This is a genomic window from Cystobacter fuscus DSM 2262 (assembly GCF_000335475.2).
In the GTDB taxonomy this organism is placed as follows: Bacteria; Myxococcota; Myxococcia; order Myxococcales; family Myxococcaceae; genus Cystobacter; species Cystobacter fuscus.
This window is the reverse complement of record NZ_ANAH02000005.1, coordinates 155,692-175,699: the sequence shown is the minus strand read 5'-3', so window position 1 is coordinate 175,699 and position 20,008 is coordinate 155,692. Positions and strand designations below refer to the sequence as shown.

General features: G+C 67.6%; 16 protein-coding genes. 15 read left to right on the top strand and 1 reads right to left on the bottom strand.

The window, feature by feature from the left end:
* Nucleotides 1-313: 313 nt before the first annotated feature.
* The 15 genes from D187_RS08270 (at nt 314) to holA (ending at nt 18,602) form a co-directional block, all read left to right on the top strand.
* Complete coding sequence (locus D187_RS08270) at nt 314-862, top strand: TetR/AcrR family transcriptional regulator (RefSeq protein WP_002627362.1); 549 nt, start codon at nt 314-316, stop codon at nt 860-862.
* Nucleotides 863-939: 77 nt separating this feature from the next.
* The gene (locus D187_RS08265; RefSeq protein WP_002627361.1) at nt 940-1,671 is read left to right on the top strand and encodes an SDR family NAD(P)-dependent oxidoreductase; all 732 of its coding nucleotides are present in this window, start codon (nt 940-942) and stop codon (nt 1,669-1,671) included.
* A gap of 44 nt (nt 1,672-1,715) precedes the next feature.
* Complete coding sequence (locus D187_RS08260; protein ID WP_002627360.1) at nt 1,716-2,945, top strand: epoxide hydrolase family protein; 1,230 nt, start codon at nt 1,716-1,718, stop codon at nt 2,943-2,945.
* Nucleotides 2,946-3,044: 99 nt separating this feature from the next.
* Nucleotides 3,045-4,235 carry a sensor histidine kinase gene (locus D187_RS08255; protein ID WP_002627359.1) on the top strand — a complete coding sequence of 397 codons (1,191 nt, stop codon included), beginning with the start codon at nt 3,045-3,047 and terminating at the stop codon, nt 4,233-4,235.
* A gap of 9 nt (nt 4,236-4,244) precedes the next feature.
* Entirely contained in the window at nt 4,245-5,630 is a 1,386-nt protein-coding gene (locus D187_RS08250) for a sigma-54-dependent transcriptional regulator (RefSeq protein WP_002627358.1), read from the top strand.
* Nucleotides 5,631-5,775: 145 nt separating this feature from the next.
* Nucleotides 5,776-8,034 (top strand): BamA/TamA family outer membrane protein, encoded by a 2,259-nt coding sequence (locus D187_RS08245; RefSeq protein ID WP_002627357.1) that lies wholly within the window; start codon nt 5,776-5,778, stop codon nt 8,032-8,034.
* Nucleotides 8,034-8,651: a DUF4390 domain-containing protein gene (locus tag D187_RS08240; protein WP_002627356.1), complete on the top strand. Its 618-nt coding sequence runs from the start codon at nt 8,034-8,036 to the stop codon at nt 8,649-8,651. The genes D187_RS08245 and D187_RS08240 overlap by 1 nt, the downstream gene beginning before the upstream one ends.
* 189 nt (nt 8,652-8,840) lie before the next feature.
* Complete coding sequence (locus D187_RS08235; protein ID WP_002627354.1) at nt 8,841-10,418, top strand: serine hydrolase; 1,578 nt, start codon at nt 8,841-8,843, stop codon at nt 10,416-10,418.
* A gap of 623 nt (nt 10,419-11,041) precedes the next feature.
* Nucleotides 11,042-11,938: a TauD/TfdA dioxygenase family protein gene (locus tag D187_RS08230; protein WP_002627353.1), complete on the top strand. Its 897-nt coding sequence runs from the start codon at nt 11,042-11,044 to the stop codon at nt 11,936-11,938.
* Entirely contained in the window at nt 11,935-13,158 is a 1,224-nt protein-coding gene (locus D187_RS08225; RefSeq protein WP_043428906.1) for an MFS transporter, read from the top strand. Before D187_RS08230 ends, D187_RS08225 begins: the two co-directional genes overlap by 4 nt.
* A 373-nt stretch (nt 13,159-13,531) precedes the next feature.
* Complete coding sequence (locus D187_RS08220) at nt 13,532-14,710, top strand: right-handed parallel beta-helix repeat-containing protein (protein ID WP_002627351.1); 1,179 nt, start codon at nt 13,532-13,534, stop codon at nt 14,708-14,710.
* 809 nt (nt 14,711-15,519) lie between these two features.
* Nucleotides 15,520-15,798, top strand: coding sequence for a hypothetical protein (locus tag D187_RS08215; RefSeq protein ID WP_002627350.1), 279 nt, complete (start codon nt 15,520-15,522; stop codon nt 15,796-15,798).
* Between the two features lie 48 nt (nt 15,799-15,846).
* Nucleotides 15,847-16,131: a hypothetical protein gene (locus D187_RS08210; RefSeq protein WP_002627349.1), complete on the top strand. Its 285-nt coding sequence runs from the start codon at nt 15,847-15,849 to the stop codon at nt 16,129-16,131.
* Nucleotides 16,132-16,257: 126 nt separating this feature from the next.
* Entirely contained in the window at nt 16,258-17,286 is a 1,029-nt protein-coding gene (gene holB, locus D187_RS08205; RefSeq protein ID WP_002627348.1) for a DNA polymerase III subunit delta', read from the top strand.
* Nucleotides 17,283-18,602 (top strand): DNA polymerase III subunit delta, encoded by a 1,320-nt coding sequence (holA, locus tag D187_RS08200; protein WP_002627347.1) that lies wholly within the window; start codon nt 17,283-17,285, stop codon nt 18,600-18,602. Before holB ends, holA begins: the two co-directional genes overlap by 4 nt.
* A 52-nt stretch (nt 18,603-18,654) precedes the next feature.
* Here holA and D187_RS08195 read toward each other — a convergent pair whose 3' ends face one another.
* Nucleotides 18,655-19,863, bottom strand: a complete 1,209-nt coding sequence (locus tag D187_RS08195) for an NAD(P)/FAD-dependent oxidoreductase (RefSeq protein WP_002627346.1) — start codon at nt 19,861-19,863, stop codon at nt 18,655-18,657.
* Nucleotides 19,864-20,008: the final 145 nt, after the last annotated feature.

Here is a 20,008-nt window from a genome sequence, read left to right as displayed (position 1 = left end):
CCGTATTCGACGGGCGACTCGATGAAGGGCTGCTCTCCCTCCTGCGCTCCATTTTCAGCGAGAGCTGCGCGGGCTCGGGTCCGAGTTGGCAGGCCGTCGCCAGGGACAAGGCGAGCAGGGCGCCGAAGCTGCGGAGGAAAGAGAACTTCGTGTTGTGTCATGCCTTCATGGTCTCGCTCCCAAAGTGTCCTGCTTCACCTCGTCAAGCAGATGCTGGAGCTGGGAGGCCGAGAAATGGGTTGTTGACAGGTCAGTCCATAACCCTTATATCACGGTCATGGTCAGGCCACGGGAATTCGATAGGGACGTCGCCTTGGAGAAGGCCATCGACGTATTCTGGTCGAAGGGCTTCGCGGCGACCTCGACCGACGATCTGCTGAACGCGATGGGGATCGGTCGACAGAGCCTCTACAACGCCTTCGGTGACAAGCGTCAGCTCTACCTCGAGGCGCTGCGCGCCTATCAGCGCAACACGACGAGCGGGCATCTCGCGCGGTTGACGTCCCCGACGTCGCCACTTGACGGCATCCTGGACCTTCTGATCGGGCTGGTGCCGGAGGACGACGCGCGGCGCAGCCTCGGTTGCATGGGCGTCGGGTCGGTGGGCGAGTTCGGGACGACGGACCCCGAGCTCATCGAAATGCGGGAAAAGATCGCCCCCGTGTTGCACGCGCGTCTGGTGCAACGGATACGCGAAGGCCAGGCGAAGGGTGAAATAGACGGTAGCCTGGAGCCCGCGGAGGCGGCCTCCTTCATCCAGATGACGATGACGGGCCTGCAGGTGGCGGCCCGAGGTGGGGCTGGGGCCGATGACCTCCACGGCCTGGCACGTTTCACAGTGGATCGCCTCCGGGCGAAGTAGAGACATGGCCTGGCCAATGAGGTGCCGAATCGCGGCTGGCCAGTTATGGACTGATCTGTCAATAAAGGAGAATGGCGATGAGTGATGCTTCGGGCAAGGTTGCGCTGGTCTTCGGGGGCTCGCGTGGAATCGGTGCTGCGACCGTCTCGCGACTCGCGAAGGACGGCCATGCGGTGGCGTTTACCTACGTGTCGCGTGAGGACAAGGCGAACGAACTGGTGAGCGCGATCACCGCTGAGGGCGGCGACGCCCTGGCGATCAAGGCGGACAGCGCTGACGCGAGCCAGCTCCGTGCGGCAGTGGTGAAGGCCGTCGAGCGGTATGGTCGAATCGACGTCGTTGTCGTCAATGCCGGCATCTTCCGCATGGCGACGATCGACGCGGTCGCGCTCGAGGAGCTGGACCTGATGCTCAACGTGAACGTGCGTGGCGTCTATCTCGCGATCCAAGCGACCGTCCCCCATTTGAAGGATGGCGGTCGCGTGATCACCATCGGCAGCAACGTGGCGATCCGCACTGGCAGCCCCGGCTCGAGCGTCTATCAACTGACCAAGGCGGCGGTCGCGGCGATGGTGAAGGGCATCGCCCTCGACCTCGCCCCGCGCGGCATTACCGTCAACAACGTCCAGCCGGGACCGACCGACACCGACATGAACGCGGGCGCCATCGAGATGCTGTCGAAAATGAGTCCGCTCAAGCGCGTCGCGCACCGGGACGAGATCGCTGGGCTGATCGCATACATCGCCCGTGACGAGGCTGGCTACATGACCGGTGCCAGCCTGACGCTCGATGGCGGTTTGACGCTCTGAGCGTGCCGGGTGAGACCGACGGAACCCAAATTCGGAGAATGGTTATGCGTTCGCTAGAAGACTTTCGCTTCCGGATCGATGTTGGTGACGAAGTTTTGTCCGACTTGCGGCAGCGTCTTTCGAATACGAGATTCGCACCCGATCTCGATAATGACGACATGAAGTATGGTCTCAGCACGGCCTATCTGAAACCCTTCATCGAGCATTGGCGCGATCGCTTCGACTGGCGCACGGCCGAGGCGGCGATGAACGGTTTCAATCAGTATCGCGTCGAGATTGACGGAACGCCGGTGCACTTCATCTACGAGAAGGGGCGAGGGCCGTCGCCGACGCCGATCCTGCTCCTGCACGGCTGGCCATGGACGTTCTGGATGTGGCGGGATGTCATCAGGCCGCTGTCCGATCCAGCATCGTTCGGTGGAGATCCCCGCCATTCCTTCGACGTCATTGTTCCATCGCTGCCTGGCTTTGGCTTCTCGGCACCGGTAGGTCGTGGCGATCTCAACCACTGGAAGATGGCGGACCTCTTCCACACGCTCATGACCAGGTACCTCGGCTACGAGAGATATGCGGCAAGCGGCGGCGACTATGGCGCGCTGATTTCGAGTCAGCTTGGCCACAAATACGCATCGTCACTCTTTGGGATTCACCTTGGCCACGATCTGATCCCGGCCTATTTCATGGACGACGAGCGGCCTTGGGATCTCACTGGGGGGCAGAGGATCCCCTCGGGCACGCCCGAGCCGCTTCGGCAAGCCATTCTCCGATTCCAGGACACTCTCGTTTCGCACGTCGCCGTGCACATGCTCGACGGCCAGACCATCACGCACGGCCTCAATGATTCTCCGGCGGGCCTGCTCGCCTGGCTTCTCAAGCGGTGGCACAGCTGGACTGACCATCACGTCGAACTCGAGGATCGCTTTTCGAAGGATGAGGTGCTCACCCACGCGACGATTTACTGGGTGACGCAGACGATTGGGTCATCGATCCGGGCGTACAAGAATGCCAATCTCTATAAATGGAAGCCATCGCACGATCGCCGACCTCAGATCGAGACGCCCGCGGGCTTCACGTTCCTGCTGAGTGAGAGTTACCCTCCCGGAGCGACGAAGGAGAACCGCGTCGAGATGTTCCGTTCGGGTCCCACCAGCAACTGGTTCAACCCGGTGAACATCAAGGTCCACGAGCGTGGCGGTCACTTCGGCCCCTGGGAGAATCCGGGAGCATACATCGAGGATATTCGAGAGACCTTCGCAATCATCCGGGGGCGGTAGGGCGCGTGTCGTCACCCGGCACGGGGCTCGGTGCACTGAGCCCCGGCTCGCCCCGCCCGTGGTGTGGACGCACCCCGCCCAAGCCAGCTACACGGCCGTATGGCGATTCAAGTCCAGGACCCGGTGCCCCCTCCCGCCCGCTTCCGCCGCCAGCTGCTCACCGTCATGCTCCTCACGGGCCTGGTGCCGCTCGTGGCACTCGGTGTCCTCATGTGGCAGGGGCTCGAGGTGCTGCTGTCCATCTCGCTGGCCCCCGTGGAGCAGGTGCTCGAGGCGTTCTCCACTGGAGCCACGCCCGCCGAGCAGTCCCAGGCCGCGCTCGACGAGGCCCGGCTCAACCTCGCCCAGGCGGAACTGGCCCGGCGCTCCCTGGTGCGCTGGACGCCCCGGCTGTTCGCAGTCCTGCTGCTCGTCTCGGCCGCCGCCCTCACCGGGGCCGCCGTGCTCCTCGGCCGAGCCCTCACCCGTCCCGTCTCCATCCTCACCCAGGGCATGTGGGCCTATTCACGAGGAGACCTCTCGCGCCAGTTGCCCGCTCCCGACGTGGCTCGCGATGAGCTCCAGTTTCTCCTCGTCCAGTTCAACCGCATGGGTCAGGAACTCGCCGCCCAGCGCGAGCGGCTCAAGTCCTCCGAGCGGATCGCCGCCTGGCAGGACGTGGCGCGCGCGCTCGCCCACGAGCTGCGCAACCCCCTCACCGCCATGCGGCTCGCCCTGGCCCGGCTGTCGCGAGCGGACGCGCCCCCCGACGCCACGCGTCTCGCCGAGGCCGTCGCGCTGCTGGACGAGGAGCTGGAGCTGCTCTCGCGGATGACCCGGAGCTTCTCCGACTTCGCCCGCCTCCCCACGCCGCGCTTCCAGCCCGTCGCCCTGCGGCCCCTGCTCGCCGAGGTGTGCGCCCTCTACGCGCCCACCTCGCCCGTCGCCGTGGAGCTGCTCGCGGGCCCCGAGCCCCACCTGTCCGCCGACCCCGACGGGCTGCGCCGCCTCTTCGGCAACCTCCTCAAGAACGCCCTCGAGGCGTCCTCCCCAGGGGCCGCGCCCGTGCGGTTGTCCATCGAGACCCAGCCCTCACGCCTGCGGGTGCTCCTCCGGGATGGGGGCGCGGGCATCGCCCGGGCGGTCGAGGGGGACGCCCTCACCCGGGGCCTCTTCAGCACCAAGCCCGAGGGCAGCGGCCTGGGGTTGCCCATCGCCCAGAAGATCGCCCACGAGCACGGGGGCTCCCTGCGTCTGGAGCCCCTGCCCGAGGGCGGCACGCTCGCGCTGGTGGAACTGCCCCTGGAGTAGAGTGGCACCGTGCCTTCCCTTCCGTCCATGCCACGCCCCGCGGTGCCCGGCCCGCGCATCCTCCTGGTGGATGACGATCCGGGCGTCCTCAAGGGACTGCGCGGCCTGCTCTCCGACGAGGGCTTCTCGCCCGTGGAGGCGCGTTCGGCCGCCGACGCCGCGCGCCTGCTGGACGCCCCCGGCCCCCCGCCGGCGTTGATGCTGCTGGATTTGCGCATGCCCGGGGAGACGGGACTGGAGCTGCTCGCGCGCCTGCCCCGGCCGCTGCCCCTGCCCGTGGTGGTGCTCTCGGGCGAGGCGTCTCCCGGGGAAGCCGTCCAGGCCCTGAAGCTGGGCGCCACCGACTTCGTGGAGAAGCCGCCCTCGCCCGAGCGGCTGCTCACGGCGCTGCGCAACGCGCTCGCCCTGGGCGAGCTGCGCGAGGAGCAGCAGCGTCTGCGCGAGGAACTGGCCCGGCCCGGCCACCTCGTGGGGGACAGCCCGGCCATGGAGGCGCTGCGCCAGCTCATCGCCCGCGTGGGCCCGAGCGACACCGCCATCCTCATCACCGGCGAGACGGGCACGGGCAAGGAGCGCGTGGCGCGGGCGCTCCACCTGGCCTCGGGGCGCAAGGGCCGGCTCGTCGCGGTCAATTGCGCCGCCATCCCCTCCACCCTGTTGGAGAGCGAGCTGTTCGGCCACGAGCGCGGGGCGTTCTCGGGCGCCACCTCGCGCCGGCTCGGCCGCATCGAGCAGGCCCACGGGGGCACGCTCTTCCTGGACGAGTTGGGCGACATGCCCCTGGAACTCCAGGCCAAGCTGCTGCGCGTGCTGGAGACGAAGGAAGTGGAGCGGCTGGGCGGCAGCCTCCCCATCGAGGTGAACGTGCGCGTCCTCGCCGCCACGCACCGGGACCTGGCCCAGGCGGTGCGCGAGGGGCGGTTCCGGCAGGACCTCTACTTCCGGCTCAACGTGCTGCCGCTGCTCCTACCGCCCCTGCGCGAGCGGCCCGAGGACATCCTCCAGTTGGCGCGGGCCTTCGCGGCGGAGCTCGCCGGGCCCCGCACGCCCCTGGAGCTGGCCCCGGGCGCCGAGGAGGCCCTGCGTGCCTGGTCCTGGCCCGGCAACGTGCGCGAGCTGCGCAACTTCATCGAGCGGCAGAACCTGCTGCGGGGCGATGGCCCCCTCGTGCTCCGGCCCGAGCAACTCGCGGGCCCCACGCCCCTGGCGGACAGGCGCGGGCGGTTGGTGCCCGGCGAGAAGAGCTACCGCGAGCACGTGGACGACTTCGAGCGCGCGCTCATCCAGGCCGCGCTGGACGAGGGCGGCAGCATCGCCGCGGCCGCGCGCCTGCTGCGCATGGATCGGGGCAACCTCTACCGCCGCGCCAAGGCGCTCGGTCTCTCCACGCCGTGACCCGGGACGTCGGGATGTCATCCGCACATCCGCCCGGGCACATCGATGATGTGGAATCCACATCCTCGTCGCGCGGCGGGAGCCATGGTTTCGCGGGGTTGCGCGCTCCCTCGCGTTGGAACGCCTCCTGCTCAGTCCTGTCCTCATGACCCGAACCGCGTACCGCCTCCTCCTCCTCACGCTGCTTCCCTCGGGGGCCCTGGCCCAGGACAACGCCGAGTCTTCCGCGCCCCCCGTGCCCCTTCCACCGCTCCAGGCCCCGCCCTCCGCCGGGTCGTCCCCTACCGGGGACGGGGAGGACGCCAAGGTGCTCGCCGCGCCGCGCTCGAGCATCCACGGCGAGGAGCACGCGCTGGCGGCCGTGGAGTTCCAGGGGCTGCGGCACCTCACGGAGGCCCAGGTGCGCGAACTGGCGCATGTTCCCCCCCAGGGCTTGTTGTCCTTGGTCCAGGCGGGCGCCCTGGTCCAGCGACTCGCGCACACGGGACTGTTCTCGAAGGTGGATTCCACGGTGAGGCTCGCGCAGGGTACGGCCCCGGTGTTGGTGGTGAGCCTCGAGGAGCAGCCCTTCATCACGAGCGTCGTCATCGAGGGGGTGAACGAGGGGGAACTCGAGGACCTGGAGGATGAACTCTTCCAGCTGCCTCGCCAGGGTCCGGACGACGAGGATGAGAATGAAGACGAGGACGAAGACGAAGACGAAGACGAAGACGAGGACGACCCGGTCGACGTGCGCATCGGGTTCGGGTCTGGCCGGCTGTGGGCTTCGTCCTCGGAGGGCCAGTTCCATCCGGGGTTCGCGTGGAGGGGATTGTCGGCGGGATTGAAGCGGGTGGTGGAGCGGCTCCGGGACCGGGGCGATGTCCTCGCGAGCCTCGACGCCACGCTCTCGCCGGACGGCCAGTTGGTGCTCCGCGTGGACACGGGGTTCGTGGATGCGGTGGAGGTGGAGGGCGTGGACGAGGACGTGGCGGCGCGGGTCCGCGAGGCGCTGGGCATCCAGCCCGGGGATCCCCTGCTGCGCAGCGATCTCAAACGCGCCGAGGTCCGGCTCGAGGAGCGACTGCCCTTCCTGTCCCTGGAGGAGGTGAAGGCCTTTCCGCGGACGTCGGTCCGCTTCGTGGAGGTGCGCCAGGCGGATGGCACGCGTCACTACCGCCCCGGGGAGGGGCCGCGGCCCTCGCGGGTGAAGACGTCGGGGGCCCGCTCCCGGCGGAAGCGGGACGGAGCCCCGAACTTCGCGCGTCGGAGCAACCGCGTGCTGGTGCGAGTGCACCCGCGGGGCCAGGAGCTCTCCTTGAGGCCGGCGCTCCTGCACACCCCGGTCACGGGCCTGGCGCCCGCGCTGTGGGGCTCGCTGAAGCTGTGGGACGCACGGGACCGGGTCCATCCCACCCTGGAGGCGGCCCTGGCGTTGCCCCTGCGGTGGGGCAACCAGCGCGTCCCCGGAGATCCGGAGCAGACGGCGCGCCAGCGCGAGATGTCCTGGCTGGTGGGAGCGAAGTTGGAGGTGCCGGCGCTGGGGCTGGCGGAGCTCGGCCTCCAGGTGCACGACTTCACGGATAGCGCCGATCGCTGGCGCATCGGACTGATCGACTCGTCCCTCTACTCCGTCCTCCTCAACCGTCCGGACGCGGAGTACTTCCGGCGCCGGGGCTACACGGCCCTGGCCACCTGGCGACTGGGGTGGCGTTGGCTGTTCGGCGCGGAGTACCGCCGGGACACGTATTCCTCGCAGCGGAGCCTCGCTCCTTCCCTCCACCTCCTCTGGCCGCGTGACGTGACGCCCGTCGTCAATTCCGCGGTGGACGAGGGCCGGATGGCCTCGGTGGTGGGCCGCTTGGAGTACGCGAGTGACGCGGATCGCGTCCGCGACGTGGGCTCGCTCTTCCGGGCTCCGGAGCTCTCCCTGCTCGGGCACGCGGGGGGTTGGGCGGAGCGCTCGGCGTCGCGCCACGTGCTGACGGTGGAGGTGGGCAAGCCCGAGCTGGGGGGAGACACCCGGTTCGACTTCTGGCGGGTGGTGAGTGACAACGTGCTGTACGTGATGACCGGACACCGCGAGGGGCTGCGGCTGCGCCTGCGCGGCGCGGGTGGAGAGAACCTGCCCCGGCAGAAGCAGGAGGGGCTGGGTGGCTGGAGCGCGCTGCGCGGCTATGACTTCAAGGAGTTCCGGGGAGACGCCTCGCTGCTGGCGAGCGGCGAGTACCGGTTCGGCTTCGTGGGGGCCTTCGCGGACGTGGGGAGTGTGTACCGGAAGCAGGAGGGCTGGATGAAGGCCCGCCTGGGCGTGGGCGCGCAGGTGTACTTCGGGGACTGGGTGCATCTGGCGGTGGCGTGGCGCACGGACGCGCGGGCCACGGCCCTTCCCGACGTGCGGCTGCTCTTCTCACGGCCCTTCTGATGAACACGAGGGGCTCGAGAAAGAACACCGTCGGCAAGGGGCTCTTCGGAGTGGGGCTGGCGGTGGTGGGACTGCTCGCCACGAGCGCGGGGGCGGAGGAGGGCCCCCGGGTGGACTGCGTGGCGACGCGGGCCGGGCGGCGCGTGGTGGCCCGGTCCGAGGCGCTCGGGCTGGTGGCGCCCGAGTTGGAGCGGTTGATGCGGCTGGGACTTGCGGGGCGGTTGGAGGTGGAGCTGACGCTGCTGCGCCACCGGCCGTGGTGGTTCGCCGAGCGGGTGGAGACGGCGCGGCTGACCCTGGTGCTGGCGTACTCGGCGCGAGAGCAGCGCTGGGCGTTGGATGGGCACACCCTGGCCGCGGGACCGGGCGTGTTGGAGCTGGAGCGGGTGGCGTGGACGCTCACCGAGGAGCCCGCGGGCGAGTCTCCGTGGTCGGTGGAGGTCTCGGTGCGGCTCCAGGTCGTGACACCGGCGAGCCTGGGACGCATGGCGCGCTGGCTCACCCAGGGAGAGCAGACGGAAGAGGAGCGCTCGGCGCTGACGCGCGGCCTGCTGCTCTCCCTGGCGGAGGATCTCACCCGGGGGGCCCAGGGACGGTGCACCGTCACCGTGCCCTGACACCTCCCCAGCCCGCCGTCAGTGCTCGGCGGCGGAAACGGAAGCGATGCCCTCGGATGAAACCCTGCTGCGCGACACATCCGGCGAGCCGAGCGTGACGGGCAGCACCGGGTACGACTTGATCCTCAGGCTTGACGTAGGCTCTCCGCCCCAAGGGCTCCACGCGAGCCCTCCTCTTGGAAGCTCGCCATGCGCCATACCTCCCTGACCCGTCTCGCCTCCGCGACCCTCTGCGCCCTCGCCGCCGTCTCGCTCCTCACGGCCGCCGACACGCGAAAACCCACCACCCAATGGCTCGCCCGCCCCTCCGAGGCCGCGCGCATCGCCCGCGTGGAGGCAGGACTCTCCCCCGTGGCCCTTCCCGGCGAGCAGACCCGCCGCCTCTCCCTCCAGGAGTGGATGGCGCTGTACAAGATTCCCGGACTGAGCATCGCTGTGTTCGACAAGGGATCGCTCGTCTGGGCCAGAGGCCATGGCGTGAAGCAGTCCGGCGGCACTGACCCCGTCACCCCCAACACCCTCTTCCAGGCTGCCTCCATCAGCAAGCCCGTGACGACCCTGGCGGTGCTGCACCACGCCGAGAAGCTCGGGTGGTCGCTCGACGGGAACATCAACGACCAGCTCGTTTCGTGGAAGGTGCCCGACAACGAATACACGAAGGAACAGAAGGTTACCCTGCGCCGGCTGCTCTCCCACAGCGCGGGGACGACGGTCCATGGCTTCAAGGGCTACGCGGCCAACGAGCCCGTGCCCACGCTCCGGCAGGTTCTCGACGGCGAGAAGCCCGCGAACTCCGCTCCCGTGCGCGTCGACACCGTGCCCGGCACGCTGACGCGCTACAGCGGTGGAGGCACGCTCATCGTCCAGCAGCTGCTGATGGACCAGCTCCACCAGCCGTTTCCGCGAATCATGCGGGAGGGTGTCCTCGCCCCCCTGGGCCTGAAGCACAGCACCTACGAGCAGCCACTGCCCAAGAAGCTGCAACCCCTCGCCGCCACCGGCACGCGCTCGGGAGGCGCGAGCGTCGAGGGCCGCTGGCACACCTACCCGGAGCTGGCGGCCGCGGGCCTGTGGACGACGCCCACCGACCTCGCGCGCATCGCCCTCGAGGTCTCCAAGGCATGGAACGGCGAGTCCCAGCGCGTGCTGTCCCAGTCGATGGCGAAGCAGATGCTCACCCGGCAGTCCGAGTCTTTCGGGCTCGGCTTCCAGCTCCACCCGGGCAAGGAGTGGTTCAGTCATGGAGGAGGCAACGAGGGCTTCAAGTGCTTCCTCATGGCGTTTGCCGACTCGGGCAGCGGCGTGGCCATCATGACCAACTCGGATGATGGCTGGCGAATCTTCGAGCGACTCACCGCCAGCGTGGCCACCGAGTACGGCTGGAAGGGCTTCACCGCCGAGCCCGACAGCCCCTCCATGACGGCGGACCTGCTGGTGCGCCTCGAGGGTACGGACGCCGCCATCGCTTGGTTGAAGGAGCGGCGGCGCACGGCCCCAGAAGAGACGCTGTCCTCCGGCATCCTCAACGACATCGGTTACTCGTTGCTCAGGGGAGGCAAGGTCGCCGACGCCGTGAAGGTGTTCGAGGCCAACGTCGAGCTCTACCCCGAGGACGCCAACACGCACGACAGCCTCGGGGAGGCCTACCTCGAGGTGGGCCGGAAGGACGAGGCCATCACCCGCTACAAGAAGTCCCTCGAGCTGAACCCGAAGAACGACCACACCGCGAGGATGCTGGAGGAACTCGGCGCATCCTCGAGCAAGTAAGTGAGTACCCGCGCCGTCACCGTGTGAAAGACCCTCCGGGAGCCACGTTCCGGAGCCGCTCGCTCTCCGGCCCAGGGGATGGGTTTGCGCCGTGCGAGCTCACGGGGCACGCTCCTCCGCTGCATGGCGTTGCGGATGGTCGGGCCGCCACGTGCGGCGGTGCTGCGTCGTCCGTCAGGTACGGTGCACCGGACATTGAGCCTGCCAAAAAGCCGACCTTTCCCAATATCGACAAAGCGGTCGACTGACTGCAAGAACACACACGCAAGGTGCCTCCTGGATCCCATGTGGTAGTGGCCCCCATCCAACCCTGGACTTTGCCTTCAGAGGCAGAAACCGAAAGGCTGGGCGCCAGCAAGGCCCGGTAACCTCATACAGCCCGACTTGCCCCTGGAATCGAAGGCGTTCAAGGCATCCCGCGATGTGCAACGTTCGATAATGGGTTGTTATGAGTGACATGAGAACATTGCTCTTGTTTCGACCCAATGCCCTCAAACATGATGCATGCAGACAAGGTATCAAGCGGCGATGCTGGGGGCGATTTTTCAATCAAAGCCAAATGCGATGAAGCATTGACCCCGATGCTTCACTACAAATAATTCATCGATAGGGAGGGCTAGGGAATGACAGAATTTACGACGCTTCAGAAAGAAGGGCCCGTGCAGGTCGTGCCACTTTCCGGTAGCCTTGGCGCGGAGCTGCGCGGTGTCTTCATTCATGGCGGGATGCCCGAAGAGGATGCCGCCTTTATTCAACGGATGCTGCTGAAATATCGCGTGGTGTTTTTCAGGAATCAACAACACATGACCGATCAATCGCATTGGGATTTCGCCCGGAATTTTGGCGAAATCGTGAGTCATCCGACGGTCGCCGCCCAGGAAGAACCGGCCATTCTGGAACTCCACTCCCACAAGGGCGGGCGCGCCAACTCGTGGCACACCGACGTCACGTTCGATCTGCGTCCACCCAAGCTTTCCATTCTTCGCGCGGTCACTCTGCCCGAGCTGGGTGGTGACACCGTCTGGGCGAACACGGTCGCCGCCTACGAGCACCTGCCCGACAACCTCAAGGCGCTGGCTGAAAAACTTTGGGCCGTCCATGGCAACGATTTCGACTACGCAGCCAGCCGGGTGGAGCTGCTCCATGACGACACCGCCAAAAGGTACCGTCGGCAGTACGCCGCGCAGGTGATCAAGAGCGAGCACCCCGTTGTGCGTGTGCATCCCGACACGGGCGAGAAAAGCCTGCTCCTCGGCCACTACGCGCAGCGCTTCGTCAACTGCAACACCTACGACTCCGACCGGCTCTACGAGATCTTCCAGGCCCATGTCACACGGCTGGAAAACACCATTCGATGGCGTTGGGCCCCCGGCGATGTGGCCATGTGGGACAACCGTTCCACACAGCACTACGCGATCAATGACTACGGCGATCGGACGCGGGTGATGAGACGGGTGACGATCGTGGGCGACGTGCCGGTGTCGGTCGACGGTTCCCTGAGTCGGCCGCACGTGCAATGAACGTCCAGTCGCCACGGATCGACGTGTCCACTCAGAGCGTCCAGGTCGCACCGAAGACCCCTGCCAGCCGCGGCTTCCTGCACGGGCTTGTTTGCCTGTCTCTGCTGATGGGCTTGAGCATCGGCTACTCCAGAGTCATCACGACGCTGTATGCGGTAAAGATGGAGGCGAGCGGCTGGAGGCTTGCCGCATTGGCCGTATCCCAAAGCGTCGGGATGCTGGTCCTGGCAACGTCGGCTGGCCGATGGGTCGACATGTACGGAGTGCGACTCGTCTTCGTCCTGGGGTCGGCCTGGGGCATGGCCATCTGCTTGCTGACGCCGCTGGTGCCGACCTTCCCGGCCTTGCTGTTGTTCACCGCGGCGGCGAGCCTGGCCATGCCGCCGCGCTTCGTGTCGATCAATACGATCTTCATGAGCCGCCTGCATGAGCTCGGCAGGCAACGGGCGGGCTGGTTTCGCGCCGCTCACGTGATCGGCATGACCTTTCTCGGGGCAGTTCTGGCCACGGCCCTGTTTCCCAGGCAAGGACCGGTGTTTGCCTTCTGGGGCGCCGCGGTCATATTCGCGTCGAACATCGTGGTGTTCCTGCTGGGCATCGGCCGCAAGGGCCAACCGGAGGCCAGGCGAGGCCAGACCGGGGGCCGGACCTCTCTCTCTCGACTGTTCAAGTCGATGCCGGCGCGGCGTGTCGCGGGCTGGGAGTTTTTGATCCAGTCGCTGAATGCCTACTTCGCGTTCTACATCGTGATCATCGTCGTGCGCTACCTGCATCTGCCCGAGCGCACCGCCGGCTTTGCCGTCGCCGCGCAGGGCCTGGCATTTGTCTTCACGCTGGTGACGGCCGGATCGCTTGTGGTTCGGCATCCACGGGCAAGCCGCGGCCTCGGCGGGTTCGTGGTCGTGGGTGCCCTGATCGGACTGGCGACGTCACATGCGGCCACCGAGGTCTGCGCTTTCGCGTCGGTGCTGGGGTGTGGCTTGGGTCTGCTGCAGATCATCAACCTCACGGCGTTTGCCGCGCTGGGCGAGACGATTGGTTTCAGCCAGGCGGCATCGATCAATGCGTTGGCCGGCCCGAGTGGCGGCGTGTTCGGCGGGCTGCTTGGCGGCCTGCTCGAGCATTGGGTTGCGCCCCAAGCGTTGTTTCTGGCGTTCCTCCCGCTTTTCATGCTGCTGGCGTTGACCCGGCAGCACAAGCCGGCAACCGCCGGCGCCTGAAACTGGCGCACGTACAAAGACTCCATCGGCGCTCCTCCAGGCGGCGATTCGCCGCACGATGTCCGGCCCTCCAGTGTTTCTCGCACTGGATGGCTGTTGAGGGCACGTCATGACTCGCACGAGTGTTTTCCTCATGGATGCCTTCTCCGAGATCGCGGTCTTCACGCGGGCGGCGGAGAAGCTGAGCCTCACTCCGTAGGAGCCATCGCGTCGCGCGAAATCATCCGCCGCTACAAGGCAATCACCCTTGGGCGCCTCCACGCTGTCGCGCTCCGGACTGCGCGCTGACACCCGTGGACGGGAATCCGGGAGAGGCACCGTGACTGTAGCCTCTTGCTCCGGTGGCTGGACGTCTCCGGCCCGAGGAGGCAGCATGAAGCAGACACGTGGATTCACCGTGGTCTTGGCTGTGACCACCTTGTTCACGGGAGCGCCCGACGTCCAGGCCCGTGGCGCGACTCCTTCCGATGCGGATGGCGAGGTGACGTTCACCGCCGGTCTTACCGTCCAGTGCGGTGACACCCTCACCACCCATACGCGCCTGACGCACGACCTCCACTGCCCCAGCTCGGCGCCCTTCGCGCTCCAGCTCGACGGCGACGGCATCGTCCTGGACCTGGGCGGATACACCATCCGCCGCACCGGCCCGGAGAACAGGAACTCACAAGGCATCGTGATCGCCAGGGGCCGGATGGTGCGCAATGGCACCGTCCGGGGATTCGGCAGCGGCATCACCACCACCATCGGCGCGGGCCCGCTGAACGTGCGGCTGCATGAGCTCGCGCTCCTCGACAACGGCGCCGGCGTCTACGACCGGGCCTCCCCTGGGAACTTCCTCATCACGAACTCACGCCTGAACGGGAACGGGAGCGGGCTGAGCAGCGAGTTCGATGCGTCCAATGGCAACTTCGACGTGCGGTCATCCCTCTTCACCCACAACGGGACCGCGATGCTCGGGGACTTCCACTCCATCGACGTGCTCGACTCCACGTTCACGTCCAATGGGCGCGTCTTCCTCTGCTGGGAGAGCAACATCCGCATCAGGTCGAGCACGATCGCGTGGAACGACGCAGTGGGCAGCATCCCCAATGACCCCGGCTTCCGCCTTTGCAGGCAGATGCGGTTCGAGAACACGCTCATCGCGAACAACGCCGCGTTCGCGCCGGCCACCGATCCGGTCTGGAATCCGCTCAATCTCTCGATGCTCGACACCCTGGCCGTCCGCAACGGTACGGGGCTGGAGGCAGCGGCCGGGACGATCTACATCGACGGCAACACCTTCTATGGCAACGCGAGCGGCCTGACCCTGTCCGACCGCGCGGGGTTCCCTTACACCTCGCTCACGGGCATCGTCCGCGGCAATCAGTTCCTGGCCAACGACGGCGATGGACTCCGGGTGCAGCCGCCCAGCATACCCACGGTGCTCAACAACCTCGCCCTGGGCAACGCGGGCTTCGGCATCTACGCGCCCACGGCCTTCGACGGCGGCGGAAACGTCGCGCGCGGCAACACCGCGGGCGACTGCGTGGGCATCGTCTGCGCCATGTACTGACGTCCCCGCTGGCGGCGGCGCGCTCCGGCCCGGGAAAGGCCGGGGAAGGTGTCAAAGGACTCGTTCCCACATCTCGCCGACTACAAATCGTCTGGTACCTTTCCCGGGCGTGGCTCCGGACGCGGCTGAACTCGACATTGCCTGTATGCGCCGCGGCAAGGCGGAGGAGGACCAACGTGGAACTCTATCCCGCCTTCCAGGCTTGTTTCCGCGACCACCAGCCGCCACTGCTCGCCCGGCATGGAGAGGCCGGTGTGCGCCGCGATTTCATTTCGCGCACGCGCCCTTGTACTGGTGGGGCTCGCGGGTGACCCCACAGCTGTAGACTGTCTGGCCCGAGCATGAACAGAAGGCATCCGCACAGGGGGGAGGCGGACCCATGCAGTGCGGCGCGATCTCAGGGCCACAACCCGCCTCGCTGTACCAAAGTGACTGACCAGCCGGGCACGAAACTTTTTCCAATTGGGAAGCGGCGTCGTCCTGGCCAGCGCAGGCGGCCAGGGTGAGGAGGGGCCAAAGGCAGAGCACTGCAAAGCGGGGGGAGTTCATCCTTCCACTGTAAGGAGACTCACGCGGGTCTGTCACTCCCCGATAACGCTGGGCAGTCAGGCGCTGACGGGCTGGGGCTTGGAGGGGGGGGATCCTGCCCCGGTTTAGAGGGCAGCGAGGTGCGCCTTCGCCTTACCTTATCCCGAACTTCCATATAGAGCGGAAAATGGCTTCATCATTGTAAAACAGGAAATCCTTTGTTATGAGAAGAACCCGCTGCCGCGCCCGATTCCAGCGGCGCCTCCAGAGGGGAACTCCACATGAAGATGAAGATGCTGATGCTGGGTTTTGTGTCTGGCCTGATGATCGCGTGTGGTGGCCCCGGTCCCGAGGACGTTCAGGCACCGGCGGAGGAGCTCGGCACGACCCAGGGCGCCCTGTGTGAGGGCTGGGACTCGGGCGCGCGCAAGTGTTCCTTCCAGTGCTACAGCTACTCCACGTGGTGGACGACCTCGGCCACGGTGAGCTACGGCCAGTGTCAGGAATACGCCAACGGCCAGTGTGGACGGACCGCGTATGGCGCGTGCTGGAGCAAGTGAGCACCCCCATCGCTCCCCTGTGAACCCTCCTACCCCAAGGATTGCTCCATGAAGATGAAGACCCTGCTGCTTGGCCTCGTGTCTGGTGTCCTCCTCGCCGCCTGTGGCGGTCCACTCCCCGAGGAGATGGACGCCCAGGAGCAGCTCGGCACGACCGAGAGCGCGGTGTGTGAAGGCTGGGACTCGGGCGCGCGCCTCTGTACCTGGAAGTGCACCAGCAGTGCGACCCAATGGTCCGCGGTGGGCGCGGGCGTCGTGGATTACGGCCAGTGCCAGAGCTACGCCAATGCCAAGTGCGGACGGACCGCGTACGCCACCTGTTGGAGCAAGTGAGCCCGGTGCCTGCCACGGCCCGCCTGCGCCATTGGCCGGGAGCCGGGAGGGTGGGCCGGGCGGGCCAGGCGCGCTCTACCCCCTGAGTGGTTGACGGGTGGGACGCGAGCGGGGATACACACCCCCATGACGTTGGCATCGGTCGTCGGACAGCCACGCGCCATCGACGCGCTCCAGTCGGCGCTTCGGGGTGGCTCGGTTCATCACGCCTACCTCTTCGCCGGGCCCGAGGGCGTGGGCAAGGAGCTCACCGCCGTGGGGCTCGCCCAGGCGCTCACCTGTCCCGAGCAGCCCGACGTGGGCTGTGGCACCTGCTCGAGCTGCACCCGCATCGCCAAGGGCGCCCACCCGGACGTGTCCTGGCTCATGCCCGACGCCGAGCGCGTGGAGCGCGGCCTCGCGGGCCGCTCGGACTTCGCCACCACGCCCAGCCGGGACATCCGCGTGGATCAGATCCGCTCCCTGCTCGAGCGCATCTGCCTGCGGGGCCTCGAGTCCAAGCGCAAGGTGGCCATCGTGGTGGACGCGCACCAGATGAATGCCCAGGCGCAGAACGCCTTCCTCAAGACGCTCGAGGAGCCCCCCGCGGAGACCACGCTCATCCTGCTCGCCTCGGCTCCGGACAAGATGCTGCCCACCATCCGCAGCCGCTGCTCCAAGGTGTCCTTCGGCCCGCTGCCCGTGGAGCTCGTGGCCGAGCGCCTCCAGAAGGAGCGCAAGCTGGACGAGCCGACGGCCATGCTCGCGGCGGTGATGGCCGGAGGCAGCCTCGGCCGGGCCATGGCGTTGGACTTGAAGGCGCTCGCGGCCCGTAAGGACGTCATCGCCTCGTTCGAGGCGCTCAAGCCCGGAGAGCCGAGCGCGATGCTGCGCTGGGCCGCCACGTTCGGCGAGTCGCGCGAGGACGCGGAGCAGGCGCTCTCCATCCTCTCGCTGTGGACGCGCGACGTGGCGATGGCGAAGGTGGGAGGGGAGCGCCTGGCCAACCGGGACCTGGACGCGCTCGCGCACGAGGTGGCGGCGCGCACGCACGAGTCGATGCTCCACCGGCGGCACGCGCTGCTGGACAAGGCGCGGGCGACCATCGTGGAGCGCAACGGCTCGCCCCGGCTGCAACTGGAGCGGATGCTCATTGAATTGCTGGAGGGGCGATGAGCGCGGACATCGAGGACGTGCTGGACGAGGCGCGGGCGGGCAAGGTGGTGCATCCGCTCTACCTGCTGTGGGGCGAGGAGTACCTCGTGCGCAAGGGCGCGGACGAGCTGGTGAAGGCGCTGCTGCCGGATGCGTCCGCGGGGCTGAACTTCGCGGTGCTGGACGCGGGCTCGCCGCGCGAGGTGGCGCAGGAGCTGGCCACGATGCCGCTGTTTCCCGGGCGCAAGGTGGTGCTGGTGCGCGACCCGGAGTTCCTCGCGCCCAAGAAGGGCCGGGGCAACGCGCTGGGCAAGGCGCGCGAGGCATGGACGGCGGGCAAGCGCAAGGAGGGCGCACGGCGGCTGCTCGCGCTGGCGGCCCGGGCGGGGTGGGGCGTGGCGCAGTTGGACCCCGAAGCTCCAGGGGCGCCCTCGGCGGAGGAGTGGAAGGAGGAGCTCAACGTCGAGCTGGCGGAGGCGGATCTGCTCTTCCTCAAGGAGGTGGCCGCGTTCTGCCGGGAGGAGCGCATCAGCGCCCCCGAGGGGGATGCGAGCGCGCTGCTGACCCTCTTCGAGAAGGGCCTGCCGCCGGGGCACACGCTGGTGATGGCGGCCTCGGACGTGGACGCGAAGAACCCGCTGGTGAAGCTCGCGGCGGACAAGGGCCGGCTCGTCGAGCGCAAGGTGGCCTCGCGGCACAAGGACCTGGAGATCGGCCCGCTCGCCGAGGAATTCCTCTGGCCGTTCAAGAAGAAGTTGAGCAAGGCCGCGGCGGACCTGCTCAAGGAGCGCATTGGCGGCAACGTGCGGCTGTTGCAGTCCGAGCTGGAGAAGCTGGCGACGTACGCGGAGGGCTCCACCATCGAGGCGGCGGACGTGGCGCTGCTGGTGGCGCACACGCGCGAGGAGGAGTTCTTCGAGCTGTCCGAGGCCCTGCAGAATCGCAACCTGAAGGCGGCGCTGGACTACACGGTGGATGCGATGGGGCAGGGGGTGCACGGGCTGCAACTGCTGGGCGCGGTGGCCTCCATCGTGCGCGGCATGCTGGAGAACCACGATCGGCTGGAGAAGTACGCCGGGGGCTCGGTGCCGCGCTCGTTCAACGACTTCAAGGCGCGGGTGTTCCCCCGGGTGGAGGAGGAGGCCAAGGCGGCCAAGGGCAAGGCGCCGCATCCGTATGCGGCCTTCCTCGCGATGCAGGGGGCGGCCCGCTACAAGCGGCGCGAGCTGTTGGACGCACTGGTGGCGTGCGCCGAGTCGGACCTGTCGCTCAAGTCCTCGGCGAGCGGCAAGCTCGTCATCGAGCGGCTGTTGTGGACGGTGTGCGCGAGCGCTTGAGGCCCCGCACCGTGGGGCGTCTGAAGACGCTCCCTCGACACCTTTTCGGGCTTCAGGCGGCGATCACGAAGTCCGGATGGGCGACCGCGAAGGCGGCATTCCGCTCCGCTTTGGGCGGGTAGATCCACTGGGTGTTGATCTCACGCTTGAGCGCCTTGCCCGCTTCACGCGTCAGCTTCACCTGGCGGTCCCATCCCTCGGTGTAGAGCGCACCCCAGGGTCCGAGGTCGAGGCAGGTGACGTACTTCGGCTGGCTGTACGGGTGGGTCGGCAGACCGACCAGCTCGGCGGCGGCGTTGTGGCCGGCGACGCGGCCGAGGATCACCGCGTGCTGGCAGGACATCGCCGCGAGGTGGCCTTCATCGTCGGTCGCGACCATCGCCACATCCCCGGTGACGAAGATGTCCTCGGCGCCCTTGGCGCGCAGATACTGGTTGGCATGGATCCGGCCGAAGCGGTCATGTTCGCCTGGGATCTGCGCGGCGAGCGGGTTGGCTCTCGCGCCGGCGGTCCAGACCACCGTCCGGGTCTCGATCCGCTCGCCGGTGGACGTGGTGACACCGTTCGCGTCGATCGCCACGGCTCCGGTGGAGGTGATGACCTCCACGCCGCACTCGGCCAGGGCCTCCTCGATCACCGGGCGTGGAACCGGCCCGAGATCGGGGCCGATGGCGGGCGCCTGTTCCAGCACCACGACACGGATTTTCGCGTCCTGGCCGAGGATGGCGCGCAGCCGCTGGGGCATCTCGGCCACCGTCTCGATGCCGGTGAAGCCACCGCCCGCGACCACCACCGTGTTCCGGGCGGCCGTCTCCGGCTCGTGGGCGAGCGCCTTCAGGTGCTTGTCGAGAGCGTTCGCGCTCGACAGCTGGTCGACGTTGAAGGCGTGCTCCTTGAGCCCGGGCACGTTCGGCATGAACAGGCGGCTGCCGGCCGCCAACACGAAGCGGTCATAGGGCAGCGTCACGCGTTCGCCATCGGTACCGAGCACTTCGACTTCATGCCGGTCGGCATGGATCGCCTCGACCGTGCCGGCGAGGTGGCGAACGCCGACCGCCTCGAACAGCGGCGCGAGGTCCGGCGACATGTTCTCGATCACCGCTTCATAGAGGCGCGGGCGGATGTGGAGGTGGGGGGTTGGCGACACGACCATGATGTCCACCTGGTTCTGTTTGCCCGCCAGCGACACGGCGCGCGCGGCGGAAATGGCCGCCCACATGCCAGCGAAACCCGAGCCTGCGATGACGATCTTCTGGTTCATTGTCTTGCTTTCTTTTGGGAGCCGGACGCAGCTCTCCGGTTCCGTCGTGCGGATACACGACGGCCGCTTTCTCGGTCGTCCGGCGGAAACCGAGAAAAAAATTCAGGAATTCGAGTGGTTCACGGCGTTACGCCGCGCTTCCGGT